Origin of the sequence: Bacillus sp. JJ1532, assembly GCF_036965085.1 — a bacterium.
In the GTDB taxonomy this organism is placed as follows: Bacteria; Bacillota; Bacilli; order Bacillales; family Cytobacillaceae; genus Cytobacillus.
The window spans coordinates 43081-58454 of record NZ_JBALOW010000012.1 but is presented as its reverse complement, the minus strand read 5'-3'; the positions used below and the strand labels follow the sequence as shown (position 1 = coordinate 58454).

Here is a 15374-nt window from a genome sequence, read left to right as displayed (position 1 = left end):
TCAATAGACCGACAAATTTGACTGACAGACATGAAAAATTCGACAAACTATATAAAAGTGAATCGAAAAATGCCTATAATAATAGAAAAACCATCTGAAGGAATTAAAAATGAAGAAAAAATATATTTGGCTCACAGCAGCTATTGTGTATTGTATAGCTATTTTTATAACAACGGCTTCTCCTGCTTCGACTGGTGGAAATACGTTAATGATAATTGCAGATATTTTCAATCTATCTGAGGGTCAGGCTAGTATGATCAACGTCATATTTAGAAAGCTTGTGCATTTATCAGCATTTGGGGTGCTTGCTATATTGTTTTACAATAGCTTTGAAAAGCATCGATTTATACAAGCATGGCTATACACAACGATCTATGCAGCATCCGATGAAATTCACCAGGCTTTTCTCCCAGACCGGACAGGCGCAATTGTGGATGTTGGAATTGATTCCATTGGTGCGCTGATTGCTTTGAGTATAATAAAAATGGCTACCCTCAGAAGAAGGTAGCTATTTATTTATTATTGAGTTGGACTTTCTTGTTTAGCCTGAGAAGAATGCTTTGGTAAATGCCTTTTTATAGAAAAAATAAGTTCTGCAAATAAATAAATTGCAACAAAAGGGCTAAGCCAAATCCAATAATGATTAATCGCTTCATAAATGGAGGTTAATGCTGGATGGATCCACTTTAAACAAATGAGGGATAAAAAAATCCAGCAAATTGAAAAGGATAAACAAATATGTCCATGCAGCTGCAATGGGATATTTGAGTAATCCCACCACCGGCGATGGAAGTAAGTATGAAGTAAATAGCCGCTAACATACTCAATCAATGTTGGAATGGCTAGACAGAGAAAAAGAGCGATTAACCAATTTGTATCCTGTGAAATTAACAAAACCAAAAGCACTGGTGCAAATCCATACATAGGCTTAAAGGGGCCACTGAAAAACCCCACTTTAAAAAATCTCCTCGTTGTAACGAGGCTATAGCTGTTTTCTAGCAGCCAGCCTAAAAATGAGTACACCGTAAAGTAAAATAAAAGACTATGAGCACTAAAAACTTCTAACGTATTTACCAATTAGCAAACCCCTTTCAAGATGACAAATTCATCCTATAGGCTTCGCTAAATTTCCTTTAATATACAATTTCTTCTAAAGTGCTGAAAACTTTTTCCTTAAATAATTTTCTTACGAATATAGCCTGATAAAAGATCAATGCATGTGACCATGACAATGATGCCTAATAGAATAATCCCAACACGATCCCAGTCACGGGAGCTTAGTGCAAAAATAAGTGGCGTGCCGATCCCGCCTGCTCCAATAATGCCAAGGATTGCAGCAGATCTTACGTTAATTTCAAATCGATATAAAGTATAGGACAGGAAACCAGGCATGACTTGCGGAAGGACGGCGAACCAGAGAGTTTGCATGCGGTTTGCCCCTGTAGCCGTTAATGCTTCTGCGGGACCTGGATCAATATTCTCGATTTCTTCCGAGAAAAGCTTTCCTAACATCCCGATAGAGTGCAGGCCTAAAGCGAGTACACCAGCAAAGGACCCTGGACCAACTGCTTTAATGAACATAATCGCCATTACGATCTCTGGAAATGTCCTAACAAAACTGAGGATGAATTTACCTGAATGAGAAAGACTTTTCCCCTTGCTCATATTGGCGGCTGCCCAGAAAGCAAATGGAACGCAGAGGAAGGCTGAAATAAATGTTCCTAAAATCGCAATGGCGAGTGTATCAAGCAGCCCTCGTAATAAATCCTCTCCCTCTGGTAAATAGACATAATCCCAATCGGGGCTGAAAATTCCTGAAAAAATGGCTTTCGATACTTGAGCAGCTGTTTCTTTTACCCCTGTAATCGGCATTCCGGAAAAAGCCCAAATATAAATAAGAGCTAAAGCGAGATAGATGATCCATAGACGAATATTCTTTTTCGGTGGCTTCACAATGTTTCTAGATGTTTGGCTCATATTAATTTCTCCCGTAATTTAGTACTCATGTAGTCGATTATTAAAACAACAACTAATGTGAAAATAATAATAGAGCTTGTTTTATCATATTCAAAGAATCCGAGTGTGCGGTCATAATAGAGTCCAATTCCTCCGGCACCGACAAGTCCCAATACAGCTGCAGCCCGAATGTTTACCTCAAATGTATAAAGCACATAGGAAATATAATAGGGAAGAACTTGTGGAACGACACCAAAAAAGATCCATTGAACCTTGTTTGCGCCAACAGCAGTCATGGCTTCAAGTGGCCCAGGATCAATGGCCTCAATCGCTTCATATGTTAATTTTGCCACTAGGCCAATTGAGAAAATCGTCAACGCTAAAATACCTGGAAGTGGTCCTAAGCCGAAAATAGACACGAAAATGGCTGCTAACAGCAGGTCAGGAATCGTCCGAATTAGATTCAGGACAAAACGAATAGGATGGTATAACCATATGTTACGAACAATGTTGCTCGCAGAAAAAATCGCAATCGGAATGGCGATGAGGGCACCAAAGGTTGTCCCAATTAAAGCCATTCGAATCGTTTCAAGCATTGGCTCGACAATTTTTCCGAAGTAAGACCAGTTTGGAGGAAGCATTTGCGCAAGCAGCTCGACCATGTTAGGAGCACCGATGATGAGCTCAGTAATGGTTGAATTTGTTTGGACTGCACTTCCGAAAAGCAGCAAAATAATAATAAAAATGGTTAAATAGGTTTTTAGTTTACGTGGAGGCTCAGGCAGGACCCTCTTCTGTGGCTGACTCAGCATACATTTACCTCTAATAGTTCATCCTTCTTAATAGAGCGGCCATAAATTTCCGAGAATCCTTCATCAGTCGCCTTTTCAACAGGCCCGTCAAATACAACCTCTCCTGCCCGTAATCCGATAATTCTTGTTGCGTATTCTCTTGCTAAATCAATAAAATGAAGATTCACAATGGTCGTTATTCCTAATTCCTGGTTAATTCTTTTCAGATCATCCATGACTTGCTTAGTTGTTAACGGGTCAAGCGAGGCTACAGGCTCATCTGCCAAAATGATTTTTGCTTCCTGAGCTAACGCACGGGCAATGGAGACACGCTGCTGCTGTCCACCGGAAAGATCCGTTGCTCGGGAATAAGCTTTTTCAAGAATATTGACGCGTTCTAAAGCATCGAATGCCAGATTTACATCTGCTTTTGGAAAAAGCCCGAGAATCGTACGCCAAGTTGAATGATAGCCAACACGCCCCGAAAGTACATTTCTCAATACCGAAGAACGCTTCACTAAATTAAAGCTTTGAAAAATCATGCCGATGTCACGGCGGATTCGTCGTAAATCAGATCCCGTTGCTGTCGTAATCGATTTGTTATTGATAAAAATTTCGCCTTCAGATATATCAATCAAACGATTAATTGAACGCAGTAGGGTTGATTTTCCTGCTCCCGACAAGCCAACGATGACGACAAACTCACCTTCATGAATCTTTAAATCAATATTGTTTAACCCTTTCACACCATTATGGTATGTCTTGGAGACATTCTTAAATTCAATCACTTTTATTCCACCTTTGGTTATTTAATCAAAAAATGCCATACCAGTTCTTAACCCTTCACTGGCTGGCATTTTTGGCTTCCTATATTACTCGGTTTTCACTCTTTCTGCATAATCGCGAACAATATCAAACACTTTATCTTCAGATGGTGTATAGCCTTCATGGGAGTAAATGTCTTTAATGATGGCATGGCCTTCTTCATCCTTGCCAATTTCAATAAAGGCATCCTGAATTTTTTTTGTCCATTCTTCACTCATATCGGAGCGGATTGAAATCGTATCGTTTGGAATTGGTTCTGTGAAATGAAGAACTTTTGTCTCTTCGAATACACTTGGATAATCGCCTTTTACAATATTACGTGCATCTTGGAAAATAACCGCTGCATCAACATCACCGTTTAGTAATGCAATCACAGCTTGGTCATGTCCCTTCACTGTGATCCCCTCAACGTCCGTAAGCGGGTCAATTTTTTCATCCATTAAGGCAGCTGCGGGCCAAACATAACCTGCTGAAGATGTAACGTCTTGGAAAGCAATTTTCTTTCCTTTTAAATCTTTCACGCTTTTGATATCAGAATCTGCTTTTACAATAAACATAGATTTATAGAAATCCACTAATTTATCATTAGGTGCACCCGTTTCATCGTCAACACCGAAGCGTTGTGCTTGCAAAATAACATTTGCAGCCTCTTTTTCATGGGCTTGTACATATGCCGTTGGAGGCAAAAAGCCAACGTCTACTTTTTTCGATGCCATTGCTTCAACAATCGTGTTGTAGTTAGTTGATACACTTACTGTTACAGGAATTCCTAGCTTGTCCTTAAGCAAACCTTCTAATGGTTTAGCTTTTGCTTCTAATGTGTCTGCATTTTGCGATGGTACAAATTGAACAGTTAAGCTTTCAGGGGTGTAATCTCCGCTAGATGTTTTGTTTGAGCCGCATGCACTCAAGATGGCCGTTGTTAGAGCAAGAGATAGGCCAATCGTTGCCAATTTCTTAAACATTTCAGTTACCTCCAAATGGAAAAAGAATATTTTACGATTTGAATTATAGCAAACGATATGGATAGTTCTGTAAATATGGTGTTAAATAATGTAAATGTTTGGTGTGGTTTGTTGTAAAATAAATTTACATGAAAGAACTACCTATATAATCAAAGTGGAAGTAATTAGAGGGGATGTGAAGTGGAAGCCATGGATAATGAACGCTGTGAGCTTATTATTATGGAAACTAGTGATCTGCACGGAAATGTGTTCCCGATTAATTACAGGGATAATGAAGAAGTGAATGCAGGGCTAGCAAAGATTGCTGCACTGATTAAAAGTGAGAGAGAAAACAATCAATACTCCCTTTTAATAGACAATGGGGATGTCATTCAGGGGACGCCTTTAACATATTATTATGCAAAATTCCTTCCAGAAAAGATAAATCCGCTTATAAGCCTGCTAAATGATTTAAATTATGATTGTGCTGTAATTGGAAATCATGAGTTTAATTACGGTTCCGAACTATTACAGGCAGCGGTGGACGAGTCCCAGTTCCCGTGGTTATCGGCCAATATATTAAGAGAAGGAACGAAGGAAAGTGCATTTGGTCCTCCGTACATAGTGAAGGAGTTTGAAAATGGGCTGCGTGTTGCTGTTCTAGGAATTACGACACATTATATTCTGAATTGGGAAAACCCAAGGCATATTGTGGGACTCCAATTTGAAGATGCGTTAGCTAGTGCAAAAAGGTGGGTTAATTTTATTCAAAAGCATGAACAGTATGATTTGCTTGTCGTTTCCTATCATGGAGGATTTGAACGGGATCTATCCAACGGGGAGCCTGAAGAAGCCATGACTGGAGAAAATCAGGCTTATGCGATATGCCATGAAATTGAAGGAATTGATATTTTGCTGACGGGTCACCAGCATCGAATGATTGCGGATACTTTGAACGGAGTGACAGTCGTTCAACCCGGCTACAATGGACAGGCTTTAGGTAAAGTGAAAGCTTATTTTGAAAAAATCGAAGGAAAATGGGTGTTTAAAAGCTGCTCGTCACAGCTTATAGAGGTTGACCATTCTGTTCAAGCAGATCCTCATATCTTGAAAATGACTGAAGAGTATGAGAAGGACACTCAAATTTGGCTTGATCAGCCAATTGCCAAAATAATAGGGGATATGACGATTTCCGGCGCATTAGAATTAAGATTAGGAGATCATCCTCTTATTGAATTTTTTAATTATGTGCAAATGGATGCATCAGGCGCAAGGATTTCCTCTACTGCTTTATTTGATAATCGCTCTCGTGGTTTTCAGGAACAGGTGACAATGAGGGACATCGTTTCAAATTATATTTATCCGAACACGTTGAAGCTCATTCGAATCACTGGGCAGGATATGAAGGATGCTTTGGAGATTTGTGCATCGTATTTTATGCTCGGTAAAGATGGTGAGATTCAGGTTAATCCTGCCTTTGCAGAACCAAAGCCCCAACACTATAACTACGATATGTGGGAAGGCATTGAGTATGAGTTTGATATAAGAAACCCTATTGGGGAGCGGGTCGTTAAATTAAGCATTAAGGGAGATCCTGTTCAGATGAAAGGTGAATATGATGTCGTCATGAACAACTATCGAGCAGGCGGGGGAGGCAACTACTATATGTTCAAAGATAAGCCTGTCATCAAAGAAATTCAGACAGATATGACAGAGCTAATTGCTAACTATATGATGAAAAGGAAAAAGATCTATGCCTCCTGTGATCATAATTGGAAGGTTGTTTGGTGATAGGATGAAACTTTCTCGGTTAAATATTGTGAATTTAAAAGACTGTAGACAAGCTCGATTTTACCGAGTTTGTCTACAGTCTGACACGGTATTAAAATACATAAAAGTAGCATAGTGATACTTCTATTGTAGTTTTTCAACCTTGTAGCCTTTATTTTTAAGTAACTGGATAACGCTCATATCGCCAAAGTAATGTCCTGCACCTACAACGACAAAATAAGTTTCTTTCATACTCCCTGTTAAGTACTGTTCAATTTTATTCGCCATTCCAATATTTCTATTATCAAGCAGTTCAGTCATATATGTTTGGTATTCTGGGCTATCGTCTGGAACGTTAAAAAGCATTTTTTCAATTGCGTCATCATCACTATATTGCCAAGCTTTTATAAGGGCTTCTAGTTCGCCGCTGCTATCAACTTTTAGGGAATCTTCAAGCAGTTTTATTTGCACATTTTCAGAAAAGCTGTCCATCATATTTAATTGGAACTCTGCTCCCTCTAACTCAATAATTTTTTTACCACCCGCTTTAGATAAGAAATAAAAATCAATTCCTAATTCAGGTTTATATTTAGGATCAGTTATTTTTAAACTTTCTAAAATCATATTAAAATACCAAGGTTCAAAATGCTTGAGTTCGTTAAAATCGGCACCCAAACTAATAAATATATCTTTTAGTTTCGTGTAAAGCTCCTCCGAAATATGATCCTCAATGGTTGAACCATCAGCATAGATAGCTTTTTCAAGGATGGATTGTTGAAATTCAAGGGGATTTAAATTAAGAATATCTGCTTCAACAACTAAATATTTTGATTCATCAAAAGCCTTCATTATTTTCGAGTTTAATGGATAAAAGTCTTCAATACCTAAATGAATTGAACCTAGCATGTAAACAGTGTTGCCACTTTTTTCTGCTTTCCAAAGGAATCCACCCTCATTTTCCGCAACCTGTTCCTTTTCACAGCTGGCCGCTTTAACCTCAGCTAATTTCCTTTTGGAAGGGGTCTCATATTTTATTGCACTATCTTTTTTTACATAATAGCCTCCACCTACTCCATAAATGTCACCACCAGAATGGTTCTTAAAGGAATAGACTCTATATTCACCCTTTACAGGTAGTGTCTTGTGAGTCTCAAGCTTATTTTCTTTCAAAGAGAATAACTTAGCTTCTTTCAGGATGGTGATTTTACCTAGTTGACCACTCTTAAGTTCTGTTTTCCCCCACATAATCTTCTTAGGAACACAATCCTTACTACTCTCCGATGCCGCAAAAGCCGTATTAACTGAAAAGGATGAAACTACGAGCAATGTAGCAATGAAAAGCATAGCCGCATTTTTAAATATCTTTTTCAAAGTATTTCTCTCCTCTCTAATAAAGTATTCGTTAATAGAGAAACCAATTATATGTAGTATAGTAAACTATTAACAAATTAATAATACCTTAATTTAGGAGGTGACTCAACAAAGTAAAAAAGCCTATAGATAAAGTCCTTTTCGGAAGAGTCTATAAGCTTTTTTAATATTATTTACTATTAACCTTGCACACTTTCCTTTTCATAAACCGGTACCCAGCCCTCTTCTGTTACGAAAATACGGACAGCGACTACTTTTCTATCATCAGCAAGTGTGAAATAATGGCGAATATTTTCTGGAACAGAGATCAAATCGCCAGGGTTTAAATGCACTTCAAAAAAGCGCTCATCCTTACCTTGAATAACGAAAACTCCATGTCCGCTTGCGATAAAGCGCACTTCATCATCTGTATGATGGTGTTCTCTTTGGAAGTTTTTCAGAAGCTCATCAAGCTTAGGATTAGAATCAGATAATGAAATAACATCAGATGTTTTGTAGCCTCGGCGTTCTGAAATACTGTCGATTTCTGCCTTGAAGGCATTTAGAATTCCGTTTTTCTCATCTTCGCTAAGATCAAATTTTTCACGAAGATTTTCCGGTAGTTTTTCAATATCCCACTGCTCGTAAATAACTTCTTGCTGCTCTAAAAATGCTGCAACCTCGTTTTGATTTTCAATTACTTCATTTGTACCTTGAATTGTAATTGTTGCCATCTGAAATCTCCCTCTCTTATTTAAAATTTGATTTAGCATTAATCAATGCTAGTTGATATTGAAATAGAAATTCACATGCTTCTAATAGTTTCTTAGCTTCAAAGCCGTTCTTGCCCCAAACGGTAATGCCGTGGTTTCGAATAAGGACGGCTCCTTTATCAGCATGAATATGCTCTTGGAATTCTTCCGCTAAAGCAGGAATATGGGCATGGTTATGAATAATGGGGATGGTTAGCTTAGCATCCTCTTCCCAGAGATCAAACGCCTTGATTAATTCTTGAAATTGAAAGGTTACTTTCCCTTCTTCGCCATATAGCTCTGAGATGACATTGTTTGCTACTGTATGAACATGAAGACTGCAGCCCGCTAAAGTTTTTTGAAAAACAGCGCAATGCAATAGGGTTTCGGCAGATGGTTTCAGATGTGTTTCTTCAACTGCTTTGCCATCTCGGTCGACTAGAAGGAAGTCTTCGAGAGTTCTTTTCCTTTTATCCTTCCCGCTTGCCGTTACGAGAAACTGCAATGGATCAGCGTTAACCTTGATGGCAAGATTACCGCTAGTCCCCATGAACCAGTCCCTTGCAGCCAATTCATCCTTAATATCAGCTAATTCATTCCATTTAGATACGAGCGCACTCATACTTTCACATCCAATCGAGATTCAATGATGTCAATACAGTCTTGGAAACGCTCGAAAGGCTCGTAAGGGATATTCAATTCCTTGCACTTTTCAATGAGATAATCCCTGGCAATAACAACATCTGCAAGCTTCGCGGCTTCAAGATCCGTGATGGAATCCCCGATCACGATACTCGTGTTTTCCCCGGATGCCAGATTTCGAATAATCGATGGCTTACAGCAGCCACAGCCTTTGTTTGAGCAATCATCATCACACTCATGAGGGAATACAATTCGAATGTTTTCACCGGAAAAATCAGCTTCATTACAATAAATTTTTTCAAAAGGTCCAAATGCCTCAAGGACAGGATGTACGAAAAAATCGATCCCGCCGCTCACAATATAAAGTGGAATATTTGCTTCTCTAGTAAACTGAACAAATTCAGCAAAGCCTTCTCGAATTACAGCATCCTTCAGTACGAATGAGATGATTTCCTCTTTTTTCGAAGAGGGAAGAAGAGAGAACAGCTTGCCGACCCCTTCCTGAATGGAAACCTTTTGACCTAATATGTCATCCTTGATGGCGTCCCATTCCGGCGGGGCGAATTCTCTCATTATATTAACGATGTTATCTTTATTCGTAATTGTCCCATCGAAGTCGCAGAAAATCACTGGATTCTTCATTTTGAACCTCCCCATAACTCAAGGGCTATTTTCAATTCTTGATGTTCTTCTGCAGCGTTGGCCAAATTTTTACCTGCTAGAACAGCGTCAACTGCCTGTCTAAATGCCTTTCCACCGCCTGCTGCTCCGTGAGGGTGACCGTGGACGCCGCCCCCAGCGTTGATTACGCAATCTTTTCCATAGTCGTCCATTAACAGAGGCACTAGCCCAGGATGGATGCCCGCAGATGGTACTGGAAACGCCCGTTTTACAGCAGCTTCTTCAGTCAGCTTCTCACCGATTGCCAGTGCAGCATTCTTTTCAAGAGCTACACTGCCATACGGAGAAGGGAATAAGGAAAAGTCAGCACCCGCATATCGTGTTAGCTTACCAAGTACAAGCTGACTTGCTACCCCGTAAAAAGCTGATGAGGTGAAGGCACCGCTATAAGCTGGATGTGCCATAAGCGGAAGCTGAACCTCCTCATCCTCCGCAAGCTCCTGGAGGACATCCAGTCCATACGTATGAACGTTAAATAAAAGGGCATCAGCACCAAGATCCTTAGCTCTTTTTGCTTTATCTCTTAATTCGGAAGTCCGGCCTGTCAGGTTTACGGCATAAAGGGTACGATGGCCAGTTTCCTCATAGACCTGCTGTAAAACCTCTTTACTTCTTAAAATTCTTTGTTCAAATGGAGTTAGTAGATTTTCAAATAGGATTTCATCATCCTTCACAAGATCCACTCCGCCAAGAGCCTGCTCCTTCAATTGAGCTGTTAAATATTCGATGTCTCTTCCGATAACTCCCTTGAAAATACTCATGGTTAGTGGTCGATCATAAACATTTAATGTCTTCCGAATGCCTTCAATTCCAAAGCGCGGGCCAGGAAATCTGCTTAATAGGTCTGAACTAAACTCTAAATCAAGCAATTTGACTTCTCCATCTAAGGAAAGCTTTCCGAAAACCGTTGTTAAAATAGCTGGTAGATCTGCTGAAAAATTCGCACTTGGATAAGCAATTTTTACTTTGCTTAAAATATCATTTTGTTTAACAGGATGGCGCGTGTTCGAAAATTCCTCGACTGAGATGACGCGTCCTTTATGTTTCTTCAGCTGCTCCTGCTCAAGCAGTGGCAAATCTGTCCATGAGCCGATCGTTAAGCCAAGTGCAATCCCTTCCGCTTTTTTCTCAAAGGATCCTGGCTTGCCAAATAGCTGGTAGGTAGCGATGATTTCACTCATATTCGAATCATCCTCCTTTTTAAAGTTAGTATTCTCTATAAAAAAATAAAACCTCTTCAAATAAGAAGAGGTCAATAGACAAACATCTTCTTATTTCTCAGCATGAAAGCTGCAAGAATTAGCACCGTGTCAAATCGTTTGATCGGTTGCCGGGTTTCATCGGGCTCGTCCCTCCACCTGCTCTTAATAAGAAAAATATATTCAATTAATTTACATTTCAAAAGTAACTGCCTTTTATTATTGCACCGCTTAAAAATTCTGTCAATAGGATAATTTTAAGTGCAAGTTTTAATTTTTATCGTAAAAGTCGTGGGGAGGAGTTCGGCGTAAAACTATATAACCCCATTTGTCAGGTGAGAATGTGGCAAAAGGTAGTTAAGAAGTCTTTATAACGCCAATCGACAGGTGAAAATGTGGGTGAAGGTAGTTAAGAAGTCTTTATAACGCTAATCGACAGGTGAAAATGTGGCAGAAGGTAGTTAAGAAGTCTTTATAACGCCCATCGACAGGTGAAAATATGGCTGGAGGTAGTTAAGAAGTATTTATAACGCCCATCATCAGGTGAGAATATGGCTGAAGATAGTTAAGGAGCATTCATAACTCCTATCGACAGGTGAAAATATGGCTAAGGTAGTTAAAAAGGCTCTATAATGCCATTAACCAAGAAAAAACAACGCATACGGTAGTTATGAAAATTAATCCGGGGTAATGCAAGATAATAAAATAAATTTAGAAAAAGGTGGTTGACATTTTCCAGAATCGCATGCTAACATTCATTTCAAGCAAACTAACGTGAATATGTTAAATACTCTTATCATGAGCAGGCAGAGGGATTTGGCCCGATGAAGCCCAGCAACCGACCGTAATACCGTTGTGAAACGGGGCGCTATTAGGCGCCGGGATTTTCCCGCAAGGCACGGTGCTAATTCCAACGGAAAGGAAACTTTCTGAGAGATAAGAGGCAGAGAATTTGTATTCGTAAGCCTCTTTCGTGATGAGAAAGAGGCTTTTTATATTTTCATAGATAGGGTGAGAAAAGATGACAATTTTACAAAAGAAACAGTATGAGCCGTTGACTGATGAGACAGCGGTGAAGCTTGCGAAAGAGCTAAATCTATTTTCTGAAGGTTCAGTATTGAACTGTCGCGAAATTGGAGATGGCAATCTGAATTATGTATTCCATATAACTGACTCAATAAATGAAAAAGGCGTTATTATCAAGCAAGCGCTCCCTTATGCAAAGGTAGTGGGGGAAAGCTGGCCGCTCACATTAAAGCGGGCAACGATCGAAACGAATGCGCTGAAAAAGCATGGTGAGTTTGTTCCTCAGCTTGTGCCAGAGGTTTACCATGCTGATGAAGACCTAGCTATTACGGTTATGGAAGATTTATCGCATTTAACGATTGCTCGTGAGGGACTTATTAAAGGGGAATCTTATCCAAAGCTATCAAGCGATATTGGCGAATATTTAGCAAGAACGCTATTTTCAACATCGGACTTTGCCTTGCATCCATTTGAGAAAAAACGTTTAGCAGTTGAATTTTCAAATCCTGAGCTTTGTAAAATTACAGAAGATCTGATTTTTACCGATCCTTTCTTCGACCATGATACAAATGATTTTGAACCAGAATTGCGTGCAGATGTAGAAGCCATTTGGCATAATAGCCTTTTGAAGCTTGAAGCGGCTAAGTTAAAGCTAAGCTTTTTAACTGAAGCAGAAGCATTATTACATGGGGATCTACATACTGGCAGTATTTTTGCAAGCAGCACAGAAACGAAAGTAATTGATCCTGAATTTGCTTTTTATGGCCCGATTGGATTTGATGTTGGTTTATTTATCGGAAATCTATTTCTTCATGGGATTTCAAGAGAGGAAGCGAATCGATCTGTTATTTTTGAACATATCGAGAATACCTGGACCGTTTTTCGCTCAGTATTTACTGAATTATGGGAAGAGTCAAACCTGGAAGTTTATACAAAGGTCGAAGGCTATAGAGAATACATTTTACAGAAAATCTTTTCTGACACACTCGGCTTTGCTGGCTGTGAGTTGATTAGAAGGACGATTGGTCTTGCACATGTAAAGGATTTAGACGGTATTGAGGATCATGAGAAAAGAATTGCAGCTAAGAGACGGGCACTTGCATTAGGCGAAACATTAATCTTAAATCGTCACGTGTTAAATTCAGTAAGTGAAGCTATTTCACTGTTAGGAGAGAGGAAGGCATGAAGGTTCCAACATCAATTGAATGGAAAGATGGACATCTGATTATTCTTGATCAGCAAAAGCTCCCTCATCAAATTGAGTATCTTCAGCTTGATACGATTGAGGAAGTATTCGATGCTATTGTTACTTTAAAAGTCCGTGGAGCGCCTGCAATTGGGATAACTGCTGCATATGGACTTGCGATCGCGGCGCAGCAATATGAAACGAAACAATTAAAGGAATTCCACGAACATCTTCAAAAGGATTTTCGTTATCTAGCAGGTTCACGACCAACAGCAGTCAATTTATTCTGGGCGCTTGAAAGAATTGTAGCAGTGGCGGAGGAAGCGAAAAGCGTCAATGAAGCAAAAACGACTATTCTTGAAGAAGCAATTAAGATTCATGTAGAAGATGAAGAAACGTGCAGACAAATTGGCGAGCATGCCCTGTCATTGTTAAATAGCTTTACGAATGTGATGACAATATGCAATGCAGGGTCCATTGCAACGGCAAAATACGGGACAGCACTTGCGCCTTTCCATCTTGGCATTGAACGAGAAAAACAGTTTCATGTGTATGCATGTGAAACGCGTCCAGTATTCCAAGGCTCAAGGCTAACCGTTTGGGAGTTGCAGCAATCAGGTGTCGATGTCACTTTGATCACGGACAGCATGGCGGCCCATACGATTCACTCAAAGGGAATTGAAGCGATTATTGTCGGGGCTGACCGGATTGCTGCTAATGGAGACACAGCGAATAAAATCGGTACCCTGGGCTTGGCGATTTTAGCTAAACATTTCAATATCCCATTTTATGTAGCAGCTCCAGCTTCAACCTTTGATCTTTCAATTTCGAGTGGAATGGAGATTCCAATTGAAGAGCGAAAGGCTGAGGAAATTACCCATATTGGCGGCATCCCAGTAGCGCCACTTAATACAAATGTTTTTAATCCGGCGTTTGACGTCACTCCTGCGGAATATATTACGGCCATCATTACGGAAAAAGGGATTATCTATCCAAACTTCAATGAAAATATCAAAAGCCTTTTAGGTGAGCTAGTTAGAGAGGGAGAAAAATAATGAAAAAACAACTATCGATATTACTTTTAGCTATTTTACTAGTTTCGGCATTTTTAGTAGGATGTCAGCCAAAAAGCAATACGGCTACTTCCGATCAAAAAGAATCGGATGCACCAAAAAATGCAGAGAAATCAGACCATCCGCTTGCTAATAAAAAAATTGCATTAGTGATGCAGCAAAACTTAGGGACATTTTCAGCTCAATATATTGAAGGTGTAAAAGAGCAGGTAGAAAAATTCGGCGGAACGGTAAATGTTTTTACATCTGAAGGGGACTTAGCAAAAATGGCTTCTAACCTGGATGCAGCCATTAACCAAGGCTTTGACGGGATATTAATCGATCACGGAACAAAAGAAGCTTTAAATAACGGAGTTGAAAAAGCTGTAGAAAAGGGGATTCCGGTCATTGCATTTGATGCTGGTGTTGAGGTTGAAGGAGTTCCTGTGTTAGAGCAAGGCGATCAGAAAATGGCCGAAATGACGTTGAATAAACTAGGCGAAGATGCAAATGGTGAAGCTAATATCGTAAAAATTTGGGTAGCTGGCTTTGCACCAATGGAAAGAAGACAAGTAGCTTATGAAGCATTTTTGAAAAACAACCCTGGCATTAAAGAAATTGCTGCATTTGGAGCAGCTACAGCTAATACAGCATTAGATACACAGGCACAAATGGAAGCAATTTTGAAGCAATATCCGAAGGAAGGACAAATAACAGCTGTCTGGGCAGCTTGGGATGAGTTTGCTAAAGGTGCTGTTCGTGCCATTGAGCAAGCTGGAAGAACGGACATTAAAGTTTACAGCATCGACATGAGTGATGAAGACCTACAGATGATTCAAAAGGAAAATAGCCCATGGGTTGCTTCTGCAGCAGTTGATCCAAAGGATATCGGACGCATCCAAGTGCGATATTTATACCAAAAAATCAATGGCGAAAATCCGGAGCAAAAAATTGTCCTTAACCCAGTATTTGTAGACAAAGCCAAACTTCCTGATCAACAAGTCACTACAAACGAGCTTAGCGAATACATCGAAGGCTGGGGAGCGAGTGAACAAGGCTATAACGATGCATTAAAGGAATTAGAGGGACAGCTTAAATAAGCAACGAAAGAGATTGAACGGGAAACCAACTGTTGAATAGTTTCCCGTTTTTCTGGGGAAACACGAGAAAAATAGAATGAAAGTCTAGGAAGTTTCCCGT

Annotated in this window: 15 protein-coding genes and 2 riboswitches; of the genes, 5 read left to right on the top strand and 10 right to left on the bottom strand. The window is 39.6% G+C overall.

Annotated elements, in window-relative coordinates; all coding sequences use genetic code 11:
- Positions 1–109 precede the first annotated feature (109 nt).
- On the top strand, positions 110–508 hold the full coding sequence (locus tag V7122_RS05360) for a VanZ family protein (protein ID WP_335354771.1): 399 nt from the start codon (positions 110–112) through the stop codon (positions 506–508).
- Between the two features lie 11 nt (positions 509–519).
- Here V7122_RS05360 and V7122_RS05355 read toward each other — a convergent pair whose 3' ends face one another.
- From V7122_RS05355 to V7122_RS05335, 5 genes are all read right to left on the bottom strand, one after another.
- The gene (locus V7122_RS05355) at positions 520–1077 is read right to left on the bottom strand and encodes a putative ABC transporter permease (protein WP_335347010.1); all 558 of its coding nucleotides are present in this window, start codon (positions 1075–1077) and stop codon (positions 520–522) included.
- 96 nt (positions 1078–1173) lie between these two features.
- A complete protein-coding gene (phnE, locus tag V7122_RS05350; protein ID WP_335347009.1) occupies positions 1174–1977 on the bottom strand; it encodes a phosphonate ABC transporter, permease protein PhnE in 804 nt (267 codons plus the stop codon).
- Positions 1974–2768, bottom strand: coding sequence for a phosphonate ABC transporter, permease protein PhnE (gene phnE / locus V7122_RS05345; RefSeq protein ID WP_335525988.1), 795 nt, complete (start codon positions 2766–2768; stop codon positions 1974–1976). Before phnE (V7122_RS05345) ends, phnE (V7122_RS05350) begins: the two co-directional genes overlap by 4 nt.
- Positions 2762–3535 carry a phosphonate ABC transporter ATP-binding protein gene (phnC, locus tag V7122_RS05340; RefSeq protein ID WP_335525987.1) on the bottom strand — a complete coding sequence of 258 codons (774 nt, stop codon included), beginning with the start codon at positions 3533–3535 and terminating at the stop codon, positions 2762–2764. Before phnC ends, phnE (V7122_RS05345) begins: the two co-directional genes overlap by 7 nt.
- Before the next feature lie 84 nt (positions 3536–3619).
- Complete coding sequence (locus V7122_RS05335) at positions 3620–4537, bottom strand: phosphate/phosphite/phosphonate ABC transporter substrate-binding protein (RefSeq protein WP_335354768.1); 918 nt, start codon at positions 4535–4537, stop codon at positions 3620–3622.
- A 189-nt stretch (positions 4538–4726) separates the two neighbouring features.
- Between V7122_RS05335 and V7122_RS05330 the strand changes: the two genes are divergently transcribed.
- Positions 4727–6307 (top strand): bifunctional metallophosphatase/5'-nucleotidase, encoded by a 1581-nt coding sequence (locus V7122_RS05330; protein ID WP_335354772.1) that lies wholly within the window; start codon positions 4727–4729, stop codon positions 6305–6307.
- Positions 6308–6430: 123 nt separating this feature from the next.
- Here V7122_RS05330 and V7122_RS05325 read toward each other — a convergent pair whose 3' ends face one another.
- The 5 genes from V7122_RS05325 to mtnW form a co-directional block, all read right to left on the bottom strand.
- Positions 6431–7657 carry a TraB/GumN family protein gene (locus V7122_RS05325; RefSeq protein WP_335354767.1) on the bottom strand — a complete coding sequence of 409 codons (1227 nt, stop codon included), beginning with the start codon at positions 7655–7657 and terminating at the stop codon, positions 6431–6433.
- 179 nt (positions 7658–7836) lie between these two features.
- The gene (locus tag V7122_RS05320; RefSeq protein WP_335525986.1) at positions 7837–8370 is read right to left on the bottom strand and encodes a 1,2-dihydroxy-3-keto-5-methylthiopentene dioxygenase; all 534 of its coding nucleotides are present in this window, start codon (positions 8368–8370) and stop codon (positions 7837–7839) included.
- 16 nt (positions 8371–8386) lie between these two features.
- On the bottom strand, positions 8387–9010 hold the full coding sequence (locus V7122_RS05315; protein WP_335354765.1) for a methylthioribulose 1-phosphate dehydratase: 624 nt from the start codon (positions 9008–9010) through the stop codon (positions 8387–8389).
- The gene (locus tag V7122_RS05310) at positions 9007–9672 is read right to left on the bottom strand and encodes a 2-hydroxy-3-keto-5-methylthiopentenyl-1-phosphate phosphatase (protein ID WP_335354764.1); all 666 of its coding nucleotides are present in this window, start codon (positions 9670–9672) and stop codon (positions 9007–9009) included. Before V7122_RS05310 ends, V7122_RS05315 begins: the two co-directional genes overlap by 4 nt.
- On the bottom strand, positions 9669–10892 hold the full coding sequence (gene mtnW, locus V7122_RS05305; protein WP_335354763.1) for a 2,3-diketo-5-methylthiopentyl-1-phosphate enolase: 1224 nt from the start codon (positions 10890–10892) through the stop codon (positions 9669–9671). Before mtnW ends, V7122_RS05310 begins: the two co-directional genes overlap by 4 nt.
- Before the next feature lie 87 nt (positions 10893–10979).
- Positions 10980–11085, bottom strand: a riboswitch (SAM riboswitch).
- A gap of 615 nt (positions 11086–11700) precedes the next feature.
- Positions 11701–11853: riboswitch (SAM riboswitch) on the top strand.
- 78 nt (positions 11854–11931) lie between these two features.
- Here mtnW and mtnK point away from each other — a divergent pair.
- The 3 genes from mtnK to V7122_RS05290 are packed head-to-tail and all read left to right on the top strand — an operon-like array spanning position 11932 to position 15274.
- Positions 11932–13122 (top strand): S-methyl-5-thioribose kinase, encoded by a 1191-nt coding sequence (gene mtnK, locus V7122_RS05300; protein ID WP_335525985.1) that lies wholly within the window; start codon positions 11932–11934, stop codon positions 13120–13122.
- Complete coding sequence (mtnA, locus tag V7122_RS05295) at positions 13119–14177, top strand: S-methyl-5-thioribose-1-phosphate isomerase (protein WP_335486202.1); 1059 nt, start codon at positions 13119–13121, stop codon at positions 14175–14177. The genes mtnK and mtnA overlap by 4 nt, the downstream gene beginning before the upstream one ends.
- Positions 14177–15274, top strand: a complete 1098-nt coding sequence (locus V7122_RS05290) for a sugar ABC transporter substrate-binding protein (protein ID WP_335347547.1) — start codon at positions 14177–14179, stop codon at positions 15272–15274. Before mtnA ends, V7122_RS05290 begins: the two co-directional genes overlap by 1 nt.
- Positions 15275–15374: the final 100 nt, after the last annotated feature.